This window comes from Amycolatopsis albispora (assembly GCF_003312875.1).
In the GTDB taxonomy this organism is placed as follows: domain Bacteria; phylum Actinomycetota; class Actinomycetes; order Mycobacteriales; family Pseudonocardiaceae; genus Amycolatopsis; species Amycolatopsis albispora.
The window spans coordinates 706,454-724,482 of record NZ_CP015163.1 but is presented as its reverse complement, the minus strand read 5'-3'; the positions used below and the strand labels follow the sequence as shown (position 1 = coordinate 724,482).

Annotated in this window: 12 protein-coding genes; 5 read left to right on the top strand and 7 right to left on the bottom strand. The window is 70.5% G+C overall.

All coding sequences use genetic code 11. The features are described from left to right. Positions 1-135: 135 nt before the first annotated feature. The 5 genes from A4R43_RS03580 (at position 136) to A4R43_RS03560 (ending at position 9,331) form a co-directional block, all read left to right on the top strand. Positions 136-1,224 (top strand): hypothetical protein, encoded by a 1,089-nt coding sequence (locus tag A4R43_RS03580; protein ID WP_113690971.1) that lies wholly within the window; start codon positions 136-138, stop codon positions 1,222-1,224. Next, positions 1,225-2,403 (top strand): toxic anion resistance protein, encoded by a 1,179-nt coding sequence (locus tag A4R43_RS03575; RefSeq protein WP_113690970.1) that lies wholly within the window; start codon positions 1,225-1,227, stop codon positions 2,401-2,403. Then, positions 2,403-4,031 carry a VWA domain-containing protein gene (locus tag A4R43_RS03570; protein ID WP_113690969.1) on the top strand — a complete coding sequence of 543 codons (1,629 nt, stop codon included), beginning with the start codon at positions 2,403-2,405 and terminating at the stop codon, positions 4,029-4,031. The genes A4R43_RS03575 and A4R43_RS03570 overlap by 1 nt, the downstream gene beginning before the upstream one ends. Beyond that, positions 4,028-4,633, top strand: coding sequence for a hypothetical protein (locus tag A4R43_RS03565; RefSeq protein WP_113690968.1), 606 nt, complete (start codon positions 4,028-4,030; stop codon positions 4,631-4,633). The genes A4R43_RS03570 and A4R43_RS03565 overlap by 4 nt, the downstream gene beginning before the upstream one ends. 81 nt (positions 4,634-4,714) lie before the next feature. Continuing rightward, positions 4,715-9,331: an RHS repeat-associated core domain-containing protein gene (locus A4R43_RS03560; RefSeq protein WP_113690967.1), complete on the top strand. Its 4,617-nt coding sequence runs from the start codon at positions 4,715-4,717 to the stop codon at positions 9,329-9,331. Positions 9,332-9,350: 19 nt separating this feature from the next. On the opposite strand, the gene A4R43_RS03555 is transcribed toward A4R43_RS03560, so the two are convergent. The 7 genes from A4R43_RS03555 to A4R43_RS03525 all read right to left on the bottom strand — a co-directional run bounded on the left by A4R43_RS03555 (position 9,351) and on the right by A4R43_RS03525 (position 18,021). Then, positions 9,351-9,929 (bottom strand): dihydrofolate reductase family protein, encoded by a 579-nt coding sequence (locus A4R43_RS03555; protein ID WP_113690966.1) that lies wholly within the window; start codon positions 9,927-9,929, stop codon positions 9,351-9,353. A gap of 66 nt (positions 9,930-9,995) precedes the next feature. Continuing rightward, the gene (locus A4R43_RS03550; protein ID WP_113690965.1) at positions 9,996-10,811 is read right to left on the bottom strand and encodes a helix-turn-helix domain-containing protein; all 816 of its coding nucleotides are present in this window, start codon (positions 10,809-10,811) and stop codon (positions 9,996-9,998) included. Between the two features lie 55 nt (positions 10,812-10,866). Further along, positions 10,867-11,370, bottom strand: coding sequence for a pyridoxamine 5'-phosphate oxidase family protein (locus tag A4R43_RS03545; protein ID WP_113690964.1), 504 nt, complete (start codon positions 11,368-11,370; stop codon positions 10,867-10,869). Positions 11,371-11,614: 244 nt separating this feature from the next. Beyond that, positions 11,615-13,378 (bottom strand): glyoxylate carboligase, encoded by a 1,764-nt coding sequence (gcl, locus tag A4R43_RS03540; RefSeq protein ID WP_113690963.1) that lies wholly within the window; start codon positions 13,376-13,378, stop codon positions 11,615-11,617. 22 nt (positions 13,379-13,400) lie between these two features. Further along, positions 13,401-14,279, bottom strand: a complete 879-nt coding sequence (locus tag A4R43_RS03535) for an NAD(P)-dependent oxidoreductase (RefSeq protein ID WP_113690962.1) — start codon at positions 14,277-14,279, stop codon at positions 13,401-13,403. 29 nt (positions 14,280-14,308) lie between these two features. Next, on the bottom strand, positions 14,309-15,091 hold the full coding sequence (locus A4R43_RS03530) for a hydroxypyruvate isomerase family protein (protein ID WP_113690961.1): 783 nt from the start codon (positions 15,089-15,091) through the stop codon (positions 14,309-14,311). Between the two features lie 26 nt (positions 15,092-15,117). Next, entirely contained in the window at positions 15,118-18,021 is a 2,904-nt protein-coding gene (locus tag A4R43_RS03525; RefSeq protein WP_113690960.1) for an FAD-binding and (Fe-S)-binding domain-containing protein, read from the bottom strand. Positions 18,022-18,029: the final 8 nt, after the last annotated feature.

The following is an 18,029-nucleotide window of genomic DNA, read 5'->3' as shown; positions in this document are numbered from 1 at the left end:
TGATCGCAAAGCCCACGACGACCGGCACCGTTCGTTCACCAAGCATTCACCTCCCGCTGGGCGGCTCGCGCGTCAAACGAGTCGCGGGCGATGAAGGATCGTCCGCACGGGGGAACGACCTGGGGAGACGCACGAGTGAAACGCCGGTTGTCCATCGCGGCCGCGGTGGTGCTGGTCCTGGCCGTGGCGGGCGTGATCGTGTTCGGCGGGCCGGACGAGCCGTCCACGCAAGCGGGCGGGCTGACCACGGTCAAGGGGGTGATCGGCTCGGAGAAGCTCGCCTTCTTCTCCGATCAGCGCGTGGCCGACGCCTTCGCCAAGCACGGGCTCAAAGTAGAAGTCGACACGGCTGGTTCGCGGCAGCTCGCGACGAGCGTGGACCTGGGCGGCTACGAGTTCGCCTTTCCCTCCTCCTCGCCCGCCGCGCAGCGCATCCAGCGGGACCGCGCGGTCACCGGGGTGTACACGCCGTTCCAGTCGCCGATGGCGGTCGCCACCTTCGAGCCGATCGTCGCGCTGCTCACCGCCAACGGCGTGGTGCGCCAGGGCCCGGGCGACTACCAGGTGCTCGACGTGGCGAAGTACCTCGAACTGACCCGCGCGAACACCCGCTGGGACCAGCTGCCCGGCAACACCGCCTTCCCCGCGCGCAAGAACGTCCTGCTCACCACCACCGATCCCCGCGAGTCCAATTCGGCCGCGATGTACCTGTCGCTGGTTTCCTTCGTGGCCAACGGGAACAACGTGGTCAACTCGCCGGAGGCCGAGGCGAAGGTGCTGCCGGAACTGTCCAAGCTGTTCCTCGACCAGGGTTACACGCAGAACAGCACGGAGGGCCCGTTCGAGGACTACCTGGCCGCGGGCATGGGCAAAACGCCGATGGCGCTGATCTACGAATCGCAGTTCGTGGACCGGCTGGTCCGGGGCGACGGCTCGATCAGGGCCGACATGCGCCTGCTATACCCCGCGCCGACCGTCTACTCCAAGCACACGCTGGTTCCGTTGTCCCCCAACGGGGATCGGATCGGCCAGCTGCTCACCAGCGATCCGGAACTGGGGAAGCTGGCGGCCACCTTCGGCTTCCGCACCAACGATCCGCGGTTGTTCGGCGAGGTGGTCGCCGCGGCGAACGCACCGGTGCCCGCCGAGCTGGTCGACACCGTGGAACCGCCCTCGTTCGAGACGCTCGAGCGGATGCTCGACGCGGTGCAGAAGCAGTACTGAATGGACGCCTTCGAACTCACGCCACCCGAAGCGGTGGCCGCCGTGCCCGCGGAGCGGGCCGCCGGACTGATCACGCTGACCGAAGACAGGAAGGCCGCCGCGGAAGAGCGGGCCGCGCACTTCGCCGAGCGGTTGCGGGAACTGGACGTCCGGTCACCACAGTTCACCACCGTGCTCGACGAACTGCTCGCGGTGGGCGAGGCCGACATGCGGGCCGCGGCGTCGGTGGCCGGCGCGTTGCTGGACCGGTCGGCGCGTGCGCTCTCCGGTACGCGTGGCGAAATCGCCTCCCCTCAGCAACAAGTCACCGTGAGCCTGGCCGGGCTGCGCCGGACCGTCGCCGAACTGGATCCGGCGAAGCTGCCACTGACCGGCCGCAAACTGCTCGGCATGTTCCCGATGGCGGGCGCGGCGAAGAAGGCGCTGGACCGGTACCGCGCGGCGAACGAACCGGTGAACGCGCTCGTGGTCGAGCTGCGGGCACGTCAGGACGTGCTGCGGCGGGACAACGCCGTACTCCAGGGCGAACGGGAACGCCTGTGGCAGACCATGGGCAAGCTGGCCGAGACGGCGGCCTTCGCCGCGGCCGTGGACAACGCGATCGACCGCCAGGCCGAGGTCTTCGACCTCACCGACCCGGCACACGCGAACGCGCTGCGGGCCGACGTGCTGCACCCGATCCGGCAGCGGCACCAGGACCTGCTCACCCAGCTCGCCGTGAGCGCGCAGGGTTATCTCGCGCTGGACCTGATCCGGCGCACCAACGACGAGCTGATCCGTGGTGTCGAACGGGCGGTGTCGACGACGGTGTCCGCGTTGCGGGTGGCGCTGCTGGTCAGCGGTGCGCTCGCCGGGCAGCGCGACGTGCTCGACGAGATCGGCGCGCTGCAGGCCACCACGGACGGGCTGCTCCGGGCGAACAGCGAACTGCTCGCGCTGCAGAGCGAGGAGGTTCGCCGGGCCGGCACCGATCCGGCGGTCGGCGTGGAGACGATCCGGCTGTCCTTCGACCGGATCTACGCCTCGATCGACGCGATCGAGACGTTCAAGGCGGGCGCGGTGCGCACGATGGCGACCACGGTCGAGTCGCTGTCGGGCGAGATCCGCCGGGCCGAGGACTACCTGCGCCGGTCGCACGACGCGGCGGTGGACGGGCGAGAACCGGCCGAGGGGGCCTGATGAGGAAGCTGATCGCACTCGTCACCGCGGTGGCGTGTGCCGGGGTGCTCGCGGCCTGCGAGACCACCGGTGCCGAGCCGGAGCAGCCGGCCGGGCCACCGCAGCCGGGCACGCTGCGCGTGCTCGCGGGCAGCGAGCTCGAGGACCTGAAGCCGGTGCTCGCGGAAGCCGCGAAGGCCACCGGGGTCACGGTGAACTTCAGCTTCACCGGCACCCTGGAGGGCACCGAACTGCTCGCGAACGGTGGTGCCGACGGCAAGTTCGACGCGGTCTGGTTCTCGTCGAACCGGTATCCGCAGGGGGTTCCCGGCGCGGCGAGCAGGCTCGGCAACCAGACGAAGATCATGAACTCGCCGGTGGTGCTCGGGCTGGCCACCTCCGCGGCCCAGCGCCTCGGCTGGGCGGGCAGGCCGGTCAGCTGGGCGGAGATCGCCGAGCAGGCAGGCAACCGGGCGTTCAGCTACGGCATGACCGATCCGTCGGCGTCCAACTCGGGCTTCTCCGCGCTGGTCGGGGTGGCGTCGGCGCTGGCGGGCACCGGCAGCGCGATCAACGCCGAGCAGATCGGCGCGGTGACCCCGGCACTGACCGAGTTCTTCACCGCGCAGGCGCTGTCCGCGGGCTCGTCCGGCTGGCTGTCGGAGGCCTACCAGCGGCGGGCCACCGGGCAGGAACCGGGGGCCAAGGTGGACGGTCTGATCAACTACGAATCGGTGCTGCTGTCGATGAACGCGAGCGGGCGGCTGCCCGAACCGCTTACGCTGATCTACCCCAGCGACGGCGTGGTGACCGCCGACTACCCGCTCACCCTGCTGAACAACACCGGTGACGACGCACGCTCGGCGTACCAGAAGCTGACCGAACACCTGCGCACGCCGGAAACACAGCGCCGGATCATGGAGACCACGCAGCGCCGGCCGGTGGTGCCCGGGGTGCCGCTCGGGCCGTCGTTCGGGCAGCAGAGCCTCGTGGAACTGCCGTTCCCGGCCACGCAGGAAGCCTTCGACGCGCTGCTGTCCGCCTACTTCGACAAGATCCGGCGGCCGTCGCGCACGCTGTACGTGCTCGACACCTCGGGCTCGATGGCGGGCGACCGGATCGCCGCGCTGCGCACGGCGCTGACCGGGCTCACCGGTGCCGACGGATCGCTGACCGGGCGGTACCGGAAGTTCCGCAGCCGCGAAGAGATCACCATGCTGCCCTTCGACACCGCGCCGGACGAGCCACGCACGTTCACCGTGCCGGAGCAGGACCCGCAGCCGGAGCTGGACCGGGTCAGGGCGTTCGCCGACGGGCTGACCGCCGACGGCGGCACCGCCATCTACGACAGCCTGACGCGGGCCTACCAGGTCCTGTCCCCGCTGGTGAGCCAGGACGCGAACCGGTTCACCTCGATCGTGCTGATGACCGACGGCGCGAACACGGACGGCTCCGACGCGGGCGCGTTCGAGGCGGCGCTGCCCGGCATGCCCGAGAACGTGCGTGGCGTACCGGTGTTCACCGTCCTGTTCGGAGAGAGCAACGCCGACCAGATGAACCGCGTCGCCACGCTCACCGGCGGCAAGGTGTTCGACGCGCGCGACGCCGATCTGGGCAAGGTGTTCCAGGAAATCCGCGGGTACCAATGATCCGTTACCTCGGCTCGACGAAGAACCTCGCCGGTTGCGTGGGCGGGCTGCTCGGGCTGGTGCTGTACCTGACCGGGGTGGTCGGTTCGGTCTGGCCGCTGGTCGTCGCGGGCCTGTACGCCGCGGGGGCGCTGCTCGCACCGCCGGAGAAGGTCCACTTGGTACCGGACGCCGCCGCCGAGGCCGGGCAGTTGCGCACCGAGCTGGAAACGTTGGTGCGCAAGGTTTCCGAGCAGTCCGGGCGGATGCCGCCGGGGGCGGTGGAGACGGTCCGGCAGGTGGCGGAGATCCTCGATGGACTGTTCGCCCGGCCGCAGGGCCTCCGCGCGGACCCCGACTTGCTGCACGCGGTGACCACGCTCGCGCGCACCGATCTGCCGCAGTCGGTGGAGACCTATCTGAACCTGCCATGGTGGGTGGCGGCGAAACGACTGGCTGGCCAGGCGAACAGCGCCGGTGACGAACTGCTCACCCAGCTCGGCCTGCTCCGCGGGCGCGCCGAAAAGCTGGCCGAGCGGTTCTACTCGGCCGAGCTGAACCAGCAGGCCGACCACACCCGGTACCTCCGCGACCGCGAGCGGGAGGACTCGGCGGATGGGTGAACGGGCAACGTCCGGCGGCCGGTCGGGCACCGGCCGGGGCACGAAGTTGTCCAGGTCAGCCGGGTTGCTTTGACTACCACCATGGCCAATCCCCTGATCGCCGAGGTGCAGGACTCGACCACCGCGATTTCCGGCGTTCCGATCCTGGAGTCGATCGACGAGACCAGCAAGGCGATCCAGAGCGGTGACTGGGCAGCCGGGGTGCTCGGTGCCGCCGGCGCCGCGCTGGATGCGCTGGGCATGGCGATGGATCCGTTCGGGTCGATCCTGGCGGCCGGGGTTGGCTGGTTGATGGAGCATGTCGGGCCGTTGTCGGATGCGCTGGACGCGCTGACCGGGAACCCGGATGAGATCAAGGCGCATTCGGAGACGTGGAAGAACGTCGGCACCGAGCTGTCCTCGATCAGCGCCGACCTGGCGAAGATGATCGAGGAGGACACCGCGTCCTGGATCGGCCCGGCCGGGGATGCGTACCGGACGCGGGGTGCTGATACGGCGACGTTGATCAGTGGGGCGCAGTCGGCGGCCGAGGGTGCCTCCAGCGGCATCGGCACCGCGGGCGAGGTTGTCGGTGCGGTGCGGTCGCTGGTGCGCGACATCATCGCGGAGTTGGTCGGGCATCTGATCAGCTGGGCGTTGCAGGTGTTGTTCACCCTCGGGATCGGGTTGGCGTGGGTGGTGCCGCAGGTGGTCGCGGCGGTCGCCAAGACCGCGGCGAAGATCGCCGACATCACCAAGAAGCTGGTGGACGCGATCCGCAAGCTGTCGCCGTTGTTGAAGAAGCTGACCGACTCCTTCGGTGAGGCGTCCCAGGCGCTGAAGAACATCAAGGGCGGCAAGGTCGACAAGCCCGAAACCGTGCGCTCCGGCGGTGGGGACAGCAACGGCGGAGGCGGCGGCAACAACGGTGGTGGCGGGGGCACCACCGCCAGCAGTGCCAAGCCCGACCCCACACCGCCGCCGTCGAACACGCCGCCGCCACCACCGACGTCCAAATCGCCGGATCCGGAGCCGAGCCCGGCGCCCACCCCGTCGCCCACGCCCAGCCCGCCGCCCCCGACCACGAGGTCGCCGGGAGGCGGCGGGCAGCCGGGTGGTTCACGCGACCGGTCCGTCGAGGCCGACAACCGGAACTGCAAGTCCGACCCGGTGGACATCGCCACCGGCAGCGTGGTGATGACGCAGGCCGACCTGACCATCGCGGGCAGTCCGGACCTGGTGCTGGAGCGGACGCACGTGTCGTCCTACCGGGACGGCCGCTGGTTCGGCCCGTCGTGGGCCTCCACTGTGGACCAGCGCGTCGAGGTCGGCGCGGACCGGATCAGCTACTACTCCGCCGACGGCATGATCCTGGTCTACCCGCTGCCCGCCGCCGGTGAGCCGGTGCTCCCGGCCGAGGGGCCGCGCTGGCCGCTGCACCGCACCGGCGACGGCTTCCATCTCGACGACCGGACCGCCCGGCGGACCCTGGTGTTCACCACCGCGCCCGGCCAGAGCGCGGGTGTGCTGCCGCTGACCGCGGTCGAATACGAGAACGCGCCGCGGGTCACCATCGAGTACGCCGCGACCGGGGCGCCGAGCGTGCTCCGGCGTGCCGACGGGCACGAGGTGCGGTTCACCTCGTCGCGCGGGCGGATCGTCGGCATGGAAGCGGTGGGCGCCGGAACCGTTGTGCCGGTGGTGAAGTTCGGCTACGACAACGCCGGGCACCTGGCGCAGGTGATCAACTCCTCCGGCCGCCCGATGACCTTCGACTACGACCCGGCCGGGCGCCTGTCCGGCTGGCAGGACCGGACCGGCACCTGGTACCGGTACGTCTACGACCGGTCGGGCCGCTGCGTGCAGACCGTCGGCGCCGACGGCTTCTACGACGGCCGGTTCAGCTACGACACCGAAAACCGCGTCACCCGGTACACCGACGCGCTCGGCCACCACAGCGAGTACCGGTTCAACGCGGCCGGTCAGCTGGTCGAGGAGACCGACCCGCTCGGGAACACCCGCCGGTTCACCTGGGACGCCTACGACCGGATGCTCTCCCGTACCGACGAACTCGGCCGGATCACCCGCTACACCTACACCGACGACGGCGAACTCGCGGAGATCACCCGTCCCGACGGGTCCGTCGTCCGGGTTTCGGCCGCGGCGGACGGTGCCGTGTCACTCGAAGCCGACGGCTCCCGGCGCGAATACGCGGCGAGCGAAGCACCCGACCTGTTCACCGCGCCCGCGGGGATCGCCCAGCCGTTCCGCGCGGACGGACTGTCCAGCCCGCTCGACGAAGCAGCCGTGCACCCGGCCGTCGGCGGCGACCCCGCCGAACGCGACCTGTTCGGCCGCCCGCGGGTCACGCGGACCGCGTCCGGTGCGGCTGTCCGTCTCGGGTGGACGGTCGAGGGCAACCGCTCGGTCCGCACCGGCCCGCTCGGCCGCCACGAGACCTGGCACTTCGACGCCGAGGGCAACGCCATCGAGCACCGGGGTGCCGCCGGTCAGGTGACCCGGCGCAGTTACGGCCCGTTCGGCCTGCCCGTGGCGGAAATCGATCCGTCCGGTGGCCGCACGACCTACGCCTACGACGGTGAACTGCGGCTGACCGCGGTGACCAATCCGGCCGGGCGGACCTGGCGCTACACCTACGATCCGGCGGGCCGCCTGGTCGCCGAGGAGGACTTCGACGGCCGTCGCCTGAGCTACGCCTACGACGCCGCCGGGCAACTTGTCCGCATGACGAACGCGCTCGGCGAGGTCACCGAGTACCGCTACGACCAGCTCGGCAACGTCGTCGAGCGGCGCACGGCCACCGGCACCACCACGTACGCCTACGACGCGCTCGGCCAGCTGGAGCGCGCCACCAACCAGGACTCCGTGCTGACCATCGTCCGCGACGAACACGGGCGCGTGATCGCCGAATCGGTCAACGGGCTCGGGGTCAGCTGGGACTACGACGAGAACGCCGTGCACCGGCGTACGCCGAGCGGGGCCGACAGCAGCTGGTTCTTCGAGGGCGGCCTGCCCGTGCTGCTGCAAACCGCCGGGCGCGAGCTGCGGTTCGGCTACGACACGGCCGGCCGGGAAATCGAACGCCGTCTCGACGGGGTGCCGGTGCTGCACCAGTCGTTCGACGAGCAGGACCAGCTGGCCGAGCAGGTGCTCTCCGCCGGTGGCCAGGTGGTCAAGCGGCGCCGGTACCACTACCGGGCCGACGGGCAGGTCGTCGGCATCGACGACTCCGCGACCGGCACGCAGCGCTTCCGGCTCGACGCAGCGGGCCGCGTCACCGAGGCGTCGGCACCAGCCGGGGTCGAGCGGTACGCCTACGACGCCTGCGGGAACCTCACGAGCGCCACCACTCCGTGGTCCGACTACACCAGCGACGGTCAGGGCCGCGTGGTCTCCCGCCACACCGCCGGGTCCGTCTGGCGGTTCTCCTGGGACCCGCTCGACCGGATGACCGGCCTGACCGCACCGGACGGCACCCGCTGGACCTATCTGTACGACCCGCTCGGCAGGCGGTTCGCCAAGCAGCGATGGGTCGCCGGGGACGGCGGGGTGCCGGTGATGGCGGACGAGATCCGGTTCGTCTGGAGCGGACCCGAGCTGGTCGAGCAGCTGACCCAGCGCCACGACGGGTCGAAGGCGGTGCTCACCTGGGAACGCAACCCGCTCGACGGGCGCGCGGTGGCCCAGGCCGAATACGCCTGGCCCGCGCACGAAACGCGGTTCTACCCCATCGTCACCAACGCCATCGGCACGCCGACGGAACTGCTCAGCGACAACGGGGTCGCCTGGGAAGCACGCACGAGCGTGTGGGGCATCGCGCAGCCGTCGGTTTCGGCGGCCTCGACACCGCTGCGGTTCCCCGGCCAGTACCACGACGACGAAAGCGGCCTGCACTACAACGTCTACCGCTACTACGACCCGACCGCGGCCCGATACCTCAGCCAGGACCCGCTCGGCCTGCGGCCCGCGCCGAATCCGGTGGCCTACGTCGCGAGCCCGCTGCTCGCCGCCGACCCGCTCGGCCTCGCGGGCACGGGCAAGTGCGGTGGTTCGAGCGGCGCGCCCAACCGCGACGGCACGGGCAACGACGCCGGGCACATCGACCAGCCGCAGCCCAAACCGGACGGCAAGCCGGGCGACGGCAAGGGCATCGACCTGCGCAACCTCAGCGAGGAGGACTACTACAAGCTGAGCCCGCAGCTGAAGGACCTGCTGAACACCGATCCGAACGGGGCCTGGTTCTGGTCCGGCGGCCGCCACGACAAAGACGGCAACTGGAACTCGGTGATGGACACGGCGAACGACACCGCGCGCCGCAACGACGGCACCACGCTCGAAGCGAAGCTGGACAGCAACAAGATCACCATGCCGAACTGGAAGGACGAGGGCGAGTTCAACAAGCCGATCTGGGACGACGCCTCGGCGGCCTTCGCGCGCAACGCCAAGGGTGACGTGCACGCCATCCTGGTACAGCCGGGCAAGGACGGGCCGATCCCGGAGAACCCGACCGACGGCATCGCGCGGCGCACGGACAACGTCTTCGACATGACAGAGTTCCCGATCCTGCGTCACAACCCGAACGTGGATCGGATCTTCGTGCACGACGTGGTGTTCGACCAGAACACCAAACAGTTCGTCCCGCTGGGCACGAACGACCTGCTCTGGGAGAACCCGAACCGGCCGAAGCCGAAGCTGTAGGGCGCTCAGGCCCGTGCGGTCAGCGGCGCACCCGGTAACGCAGGTGGAGGACCCGGTCGCCCTGAAGCACGTCCGGGTCCTCCAGCAGGTGCTGCGCGTCGACCGGCCCGAAGTAGCGCTTGCCGGACCCGAGCACCACGGGCACCACGTCCATGCGCACCTCGTCGACCAGGCCCGCGGCCAGCGCCTGGCCACCGACGTCGCCGGCGGCGACCTCGACGATGCGGTCACCGGCCAGTTCCTGCGCCTTGGCCACGGCTGCCTCGACGCCGTCGACGAAGTGGAACGGCGCTTCGGGGTCCCAGCCCTCGGGTGCCGGCCGGTGCGTCACGACAACCACGTGATCGACCCCGGCGGGCGGCTTCCCGTCCCAGCCGTCCGTCAGGTCGAAGACGTGGCGCCCGGCGATGGTCGCCCCGATCTGGTCCCAGTACGACCGCGTGTAGTCGTAGGACGCCCGCGACACCTTCACCTCGCCGCTCCCGTCCAACGGCACGTCACCGCTGACCAGCCACTCGAACAGCGGTCCGGGCTGGTCATTCTCGTCCGCGATGAAACCGTCCACCGACACCGAGCTGTACATGACCACCTTGCCCACGGGGCTCTCCTCTGCTTTCGGGGTGCCCCAAACTAGCGTCTCGTGCGCGGTCGCTCTTGTAAAAAATCAATCGGCGGGCAGCGGCCAGCCGTCCAGCGTGTGGCCGGGGTGTTCGCGTTGGAACCGCCGCCGGACTTCGAGGTACCGGGTCGGCGTGAGCCCGGTGAACGCGCGGAACTCGTGGCCGAAGTGGGCTTGGTCGAAGTAACCCGCGCGACTGGCGAGCTCGCCCCAGTCGACCGGACCGGTGGGGTCGATCGCGAACACCGTGGTGGTGAAACGGTAGGTGCGGGCCAGCCGCTTCGGCGTGATGCCGATCAGCTGCTTGAACCGCTGTGCCAGGTGGGTGCTGCTGACACCGGCCGCCACGCCCAGGTCGCCGATCGTCACCGCCCCGCCGGTCGCCGCGATGACGCTGCTCGTGTGGCGGACCAGCCCGAGGCCGGTGGTCTCGGACAGCCGTCGCACCAGCTCGTCTTCGAGCAGCGTCAGCATCTCGTGCGGTCCGGCCGCCGTGGCCAGCCGGTCCCGCAGCTCGGCAACGGCGGGACGGCCCCAAACCTGCTCCACCGTCACCGGGCGGTCACACAGCTCGGCCGCGGGCATCGGCAGGAACGGCGCCGGTCCCCACGGCTTGAAGTGCACGCCGACGGACCGGGTCCGGGGCGGGTAGCTGAACTCGTACGCACGGGTGGGCATGGTGATCACGCAGCCGTCGGCGTACTCCGCGGTGCCGGTTCCGGTGCGGATGCGGAACGGCGCGCCGAGATTGACGATGAGCAACGCCGACGGCGCAGGCGGCAACGTCAGCCGGGCGTACGGCGGCGCGCCCGCCAGGTAGTAGAGGTCGTCGATCAGCCCGTCCAGCGGCGGTCGCGGCACTCTGGACACGTACTCCACGCGCACAGCATCGCACGCGAGAACTGCCCTTTCGCGCTCAGAACGTGTACCGGATCTGGCGGTACGGCGCCTTGCCGAAGGCGAGCACCTTGGCTGGAGTCACCGCGTAGACCGGCGCGCGGTGGTCGTTGTTGCCAGGGTCGCTGAACTGGCCGTCGACCACCTCGAACGGCCAGTCGAGCTTGTCGGCCCACATCCGGGCGAGCCGGGTCAGCGTCGCCTCGTCGCCGATCCGGGCCGCGGTGCCTTCGACGATCACGTCGAGGCCGGAGCGGTAGGAGTTCGTGCCGGTGGTGAGCGCGCAACGCGGGTTCGCTTCGAGGTTGCGGGCCTTCTGCTCGTGCGCGCCGGTGCAGAAGTGCAGCCTGCCGTCGAGCCACATGGCGGGCAGCGGCACCACGTGCGGGCGCCCGTCGCGGCGGACGGTGGACAACCAGAACATCTCGGCGTCACGCAGCACCGCTTCGACTTCCGCCCACGGCACCACCTCGCTGCCCGGTTCGCTGAACTCCGTGACGTACTGGCCCTTCGGCTCGCTCATCAGTGACTCCGTTCGCTCGGCCTGCCTTCTCACGAAGAAGAGACCGGCGGGCCGCGCGAAACTCATCGGAGCCGAGTGAGAACCGAGCCGGGCACCAGCCGAGGTGCCTATCGTCGGTGACGCCTGGAAGACGCCGTCCAGGATCGCGACCCGGTCGCGGCCGCCGGCTCGGTGCCGGAACCTTCCCACGTGGACCCAACGGGTTCCCCACCGAGCCGGCCTTCGCGCGTGCGCGGCACCCCGGTCAGTCCAGCGCGACCGGCTGCCGCACGTCGTCGGTCTCGGCCAGGTCCTCGAACTCGATGATGCCGTCGAGATCCTGGCCCATCGCGATGTTGGTGACCCGCTCCAGGATGATCTCGACCACCACCGGCACCCGGTGCTCGGCCATCAGCTTGGCCGCCTCCTCGAAGGCGTCCGCGATGAGGTCCGGCTCGTGCACCCGGAGCGCCTTGCAGCCCAGCCCTTCGGCCACCTTCACGTGGTCCACGCCGTACCCGCCGAGATCGGGCGAGTTGATGTTGTCGAAGGCGAGATCCACCTGGTAGTCCATGTTGAACGCGCGCTGGGCCTGGCGGATCAGGCCCAGGTAGGAGTTGTTCACCAGCACGTGGATGTAGGGCAGGTTGAACTGCGCGCCGACCGCCAGCTCCTCGATCATGAACTGGAAGTCGTAGTCGCCGGACAGGGCGACCACGGTGGCGTCCGGATCGGCCACGCACACACCCAGCGTGGCGGGCACCGTCCAGCCCAGCGGGCCCGCCTGCCCGCAGTTGATCCAGTGCCGCGGGTGGTAGACGCGCAGGAACTGGCCACCGGCGATCTGCGAGAGCCCGATCGTGGACACGTACCGCACGTCGCGCCCGAACACGGCGTTCATCTCGCGGTAGACCCGCTGCGGCTTGATCGGCACCTGGTCGAAGTCGCTCCGCCGGTGCAGGGTGCGCTTGCGGTCACCGCAGGCGCCGACCCAGTCCGCCCACGACGGCAGGTCCGCGCGGCGGTCACGCGCCGCCGCGAGCAGCTGTTCGAGTGCCGCCTTGGCATCCGAAACCACGCCGTAGTCCGGCGCGAACACCCGCCCGATCTGCGTGGGCTCGATGTCCACGTGCACGAACCGCCGCCCCGCGGTGTAGGTGTCCAGGCCGCCGGTGTGCCGGTTCGCCCAGCGGTTCCCGATGCCCAGCACGAAGTCCGAGGCGAGCAGGGTGGCGTTGCCGTAGCGGTGCGCGGTCTGCAGCCCGGCCATGCCGGCCATCAGGCAGTGGTCGTCCGGGATCGAGCCCCAGCCCATCAGCGTGGGGATGACCGGCACCTCGAGCAGTTCGGCCAGCTCGACCAGTTCCGCGCAGGCGTCGGCGTTGACGATGCCACCGCCCGCGACGATCAGCGGGCGTTCCGCGGTGACCAGCAGGTCCAGGATCTTCTCGGCCTGCGCGCGGGTCGCGACCGGCTTGTGCACCGGCAGCGGTTCGTAGGTGCCGATGTCGAACTCGATCTCGGCGAGCTGCACGTCGAGCGGCAGGTCGACCAGCACCGGGCCGGGCCGCCCGGACCGCATCAGGTGGAAGGCCTGCTGGAAGGTGCCCGGCACCTGCGCGGGTTCGAGCACGGTGGTGGCCGCCTTGGTGACCGGACCGGCGATCGAGGCGATGTCGACCGCCTGGAAGTCCTCCTTGTGCAGCTTGGCCACCGGCGCCTGGCCGGTGATGCACAGGATCGGCGTGGAGTCGGCCCACGCCGAGTACAGGCCGGTGATCATGTCGGTGCCCGCCGGGCCGGAGGTGCCCACGCAGATGCCGATGTTGCCCGCGCGTGCCCGGGTGTAGCCCTCGGCCATGTGCGCCGCGCCTTCGACGTGGCGCGCCAGCACGTGCCGGATCCCGCCGTGGTCACGCATCGCGGCGTAGAAGGGGTTGATGGCCGCGCCGGGCAGCCCGAACGCCTGGGTGGCGCCCTCACGCTCCAGGATCAGGACGGCGGCGTCGACAGCGCGCATGCGTGCCATGGCGTCTCTCCTTTGCGGACGGTCATTTGTGCCCGGACAGTTCTTCGACGAGCAGGCGCAGCGCCGAGTGGTCGAGCGAGCCGTGGCCGCGGGCGCGCAGCGCGCCCATCAGCTGGGCGACCAGTGCGCCGAGCGGAATGGCAACCCCGGCTTCGCGGGCGGCCGAGGTGACGATGCCGAGATCCTTGTGGTGCAGGTCGACGCGGAAGCCGGGGGTGTAGTCGCCGGCGATCATGCCCGCGGCCTTGCGGTCGAGGATGCGGTTGCCCGCCAGGCCACCGGCCAGCACCTTGACCGCGGCTTCGGCGTCCACGCCGTGCGCGTCCAGGAAAACCAGCGCCTCGGCGACCAGTTCGATGGTGCCCGCGACGATCAGCTGGTTCGCGGCCTTCACCGTCTGGCCCGAGCCGGACGGTCCTACGTGGACGATCGTCGAGCCGACCGCTTCCAGCACCGGCCGCGCGGCTTCCACGTCCTCGGCCGCGCCGCCGACCATGATGGACAGCGAGCCTTCGACGGCACCCGCCTCACCACCGGAAACCGGGGCGTCGATCATCCGGACCGAGCGCTCGGCGGCGGTTCCGGCGAGCCGGACCGCCACGTCGGGCCGGATGGTGCTGGCGTCGATCCACAGGCAGCCGGAGCGGGCGTTCGCGAGGAGTTCCTCCGCCACGGCTTCCACGTCCGGCGAGTCGGGCAGCATGGTGAGCACCACGTCGGCACCGCTCACCGCCTCGGCCACGCTTTCCGCGCCACGGCCGCCCTGCGCGACGAGCGCGTCCACCTTCTGCTTGCCGCGGTTGAAGCCGGTCACCTGGTAACCGGCCTTGACCAGGTTGGCGGCCATCGGGCCGCCCATGATGCCGAGGCCGATCACCGCGACCGTGCGCTGCTCGCTCATCCCTTTCCTTTCACTCCCTTGTGGACAGTTCAGCGCCGGAGCCAGGCGAACGGGTCTTCGGCGGCCTTGTACTCCAGGCCCACGAGCCCCGAGTAGCCCGCCGCTTCGAGCGCGGTGAGCCAGTCGTCCAGCGGCAGTTCGCCGGTGCCCGGCGCGCCCCGGCCCGGCGCGTCGGCGATCTGCACGTGGCCGATCCGCTCGGCGTGGGCCGAGATCACCGACGGCACGTCGTCCCCGTTGACCGCGAGGTGGTAGAAGTCCGCGAGCAGCGACACGTTTCCGGCGGCGGCCCGGTCGATCACCCCGAGCGCGTCCGCGGCGGTTTTCAGCGGATAGGCGTCGATCCCGCTGACCGGCTCGACCACGATCCGGCCGCCGATGGTGCCGACCGCGTTCGCCGCGTGCGCCAGGTTCTCGGCGGCGAGTTCGTCCTGCCGCTCGGGCGCGACGCCCTCGATCCGGTTTCCGTACAGCGCGTTGAAGATCAGGCAGCCGAGCCGCTTGCCGATCTCCACCACCACGTCGAGGTTGTCGCGCAGCTCCTTTTCCCGGCCCGGCCAGGAAATCAGGCCGCGGTCCCCGGCGGGCATGTCACCGGCGGCGAGGTTCAGGCCGGTGAGCCGGACCCCGGCGTCTTCGATGGCGGTGACGAAGCCTTCGACCTCCGCGTCGGCCGGGACCGCCTCGGCGAACGGCCACCAGAACTCGACCGCGTCGAAGCCCGCCGCCCTGGCCGCCGCCGGGCGTTCGAGCAGCGGCAGGTCGGTGAGCAGGATCGAGCAGTTCACCGTGTAACCGAGACCATGTGTCATCGGGATTGCCTCCTTTGTTCCGGTGCTCAGGCGAGCGCCGCGCGGACCAGTTCGAGCGGGTGCCACGCGGTGCGGCCGACCCCGTGGAAGATCTGCTGGCGGCAGGACACCCCGGTCGCCGCGACCAGGGTTTCCGCCGGCTCGGCCTCGATCGCCGGGAAGAGGCGGTCACGCCCGATCGCCATCGAGGTTTCGTAGTGCTCGGCTTCGAACCCGAACGACCCGGCCATGCCGCAGCAGCCCGAGTCGATCTCGGCCACTTCGAGGCCGGGGATCCGGCGCAGCAGCGCCATCGTCGCGGCCGTGCCCACCTCCGCCTTCTGGTGGCAGTGCCCGTGGAAGACCACCCGGCGACCGGCCAGCCACGACTGCCCGGACAACCGCAGCCTGCCGTCGTCGATGGCCTCGACGAGCAGCTCCTCCACCTGCCGCACCCGCTCCCCCACCTCCCTCACTCCGGGCAGGTCCGGCAGCAGTGCGGCGGTTTCGTCCCGCAGCGTGAACACACAGGACGGTTCACAGCCGACGACCGGTGAGCCGGGTTCGGTCTGCTCGGCCAGCGAGGTGACCAGCCCGGCGGCCTTCTTCTTCGCGTCGTCGAGCAGGCCCTTGGACAGGCTGGACCGGCCGCAGCAGCCCCCGCCCGCCAGGTTGACCGCCCACCCGGAGGCCTCCAGCAGTTCGATGGCGGCCTTGCCGATCTGCGGCTCGGTGTAGGTGGTGAACGAGTCGGCGAGCCAGTTCACCGTGCCCGCCGAACCCGGCACGACGCGGCGGCGGCGCCGGTTCCAGCGCACCAGGTTGTCCCTGGTGAACACGGGCAGCGGCCGTTCGGCCTTGATCCCGGCGACGCGTTCGGCCAGCCGGCGCAGGAAACCGATGCGGCCGGGCAGGTTCGACACCGGCGCGGTGGCCGAGCCGAGCCGGTTGAGGAACCGGATCGAGCCGAACAGCCGCGACCGCAGCGGGATGCCGTGTGCTTCGTGGTGGTGGTGCAGGGTTTCCGCCTTGAGCGCGGCCATGTCCACGCTCATCGGGCATTCGCTCTTGCACGCCTTGCACATCAGGCAGAGGTCGAGGATCTCGTGCAGCCGCTCGTCGGCGAGCGCCGCCTTGGGGTCCACTTCGGACAGTGCCTTGACCAGCGCGTTGGCCCGGCCGCGGGTGGAGTGCTCCTCCTGCAGCGTCACCTGGTACGACGGGCACATCACCCCGGCGGTGGTCTTGCGGCACAGCCCGATGTTCATGCACCGGTCCGCCGCGTCGCGCATGCCGCCGCCGACCACCTCGAAGGTCAGCATGGTGCGGAACGGCCTGGCCGGGGTGAGCGCGTCGCGGTCACGCAGGTTCTCGGTCATCGGCGGCGCGTCGACGATCTTGCCGGGGTTCAGCACGCCAGCCGGGTCGAACAGGCGCTTGACCTCGCGCATGGCCTCGTACAGCTCGTCGCCGAAGATCTCGCGGTTGAACTCCGAGCGGGCCAGGCCGTCGCCGTGCTCACTGGAATTGACCCCGCCGTACTCGGCGACCAGGTCCTTGATCTTCTCCGCGACCACGCGCATGGTCTCGACCTGCGCGGGATCGGTCAGGTCGACGAACGGGCGGATGTGCAGGCAGCCCACCGAGCAGTGCCCGTAGAAGCCCGCCTCCAGCCGGTGGTCGTCGAGGACCTGCTTGAACCGCGCGGTGTACTCGGCCAGGTATTCGGGTGAGACGGCGGTGTCCTCGATGAACGCGAGCGGGCGCCGGGTGCCCTCCCCCGCGGCCATCAGCAGGCCCAGGCTCGACTTGCGGACCTTGAGCAACGCCGTCTGCTCGGCGGCGGTGACCGCCTTCAGCGTGTGGTAACCGTGCCCGTTGCGTTCCCACAGCGCGGCGACCTCATCGAGCTTCGCCACGAGCGCGGCCTCGTCGTCACCGGAGAACGAGACGAACAACAACGCCGCCGGATCGCCGACGAGGTGGTTGCCGAGGTCGGCGTACTCGATCTTCTGCCGGGACAGGTCGAGAATCGTCTTGTCCATCAGTTCCACCTGGTGCGGGTCGCACGACAGCGCGTCCCCGGTGGCGGAAATGGCGGCGTGCGTGGTCTCGAAGTGCCCGACCGCGTACACCGTCTTCTTCGGCTTCGGCACCAGATCGACCACGGCGCGCGTGGCGATGACGAGCGTGCCCTCCGCGCCGACGACGAACTTCGCCAGGTCGAAGGGCGCGTCCCCGGTGAGCCGGTCGAGCCGGTAACCGCAGGCGCGGCGCCAGAACACCGGCATCCCGGCGGCGATGGCCTTCTCGTTGGCCTCCACCAGCCGCGGCAGCTCGCGGTAGAGGCGGCCTTCGAGGGTGTCCGCCTCGGCACGACGGCGGCGCTCGTCCTCGGTCACCGGTTCGAGCCGGGCCGTCGAGCCGTCGGCGAGGACCACGTCGAGCGCGCGCACGTGGTCGATGGTCATGCCGAAGGTGAGCGAACCGCTGCCCGCCGAGTTGTTGCCGATCATGCCGCCGATGGTGGCCCGGTTGCTGGTCGAGGTGTCCGGGCCGAACATCAGCCCGTGTGCCGCCGCGGCGCGGTTGAGCTGGTCCTGCACCACGCCGACCTCGACCACCGCGGTCCGCGCCACCGGGTCGATCTCCAGGATCCGGTTCAGGTGCCGGGAAAAGTCGAGCACCAGCCCCGGCCCGACGGTCTGCCCGGCCAGGCTCGTGCCCGCTCCCCTCGGCACCACCGGAATGCCGAACTCGGCCGCGGTGCGCACGGCGGCACGCACGTCCTCGTCGTTCCTGGGGAACACCACCCCGGCGGGCATGATCGAGTACATGCTCGCGTCCCGCGAGAACAGGTGGCGCGTGTAGTCGTCGAACGCCACTTCGCCGGTCACCCGGTCGCTCAGCACGTGTTCCAGTGATCGGGTGCCGTGGCTGACAGCGGTCATTCCGGTGT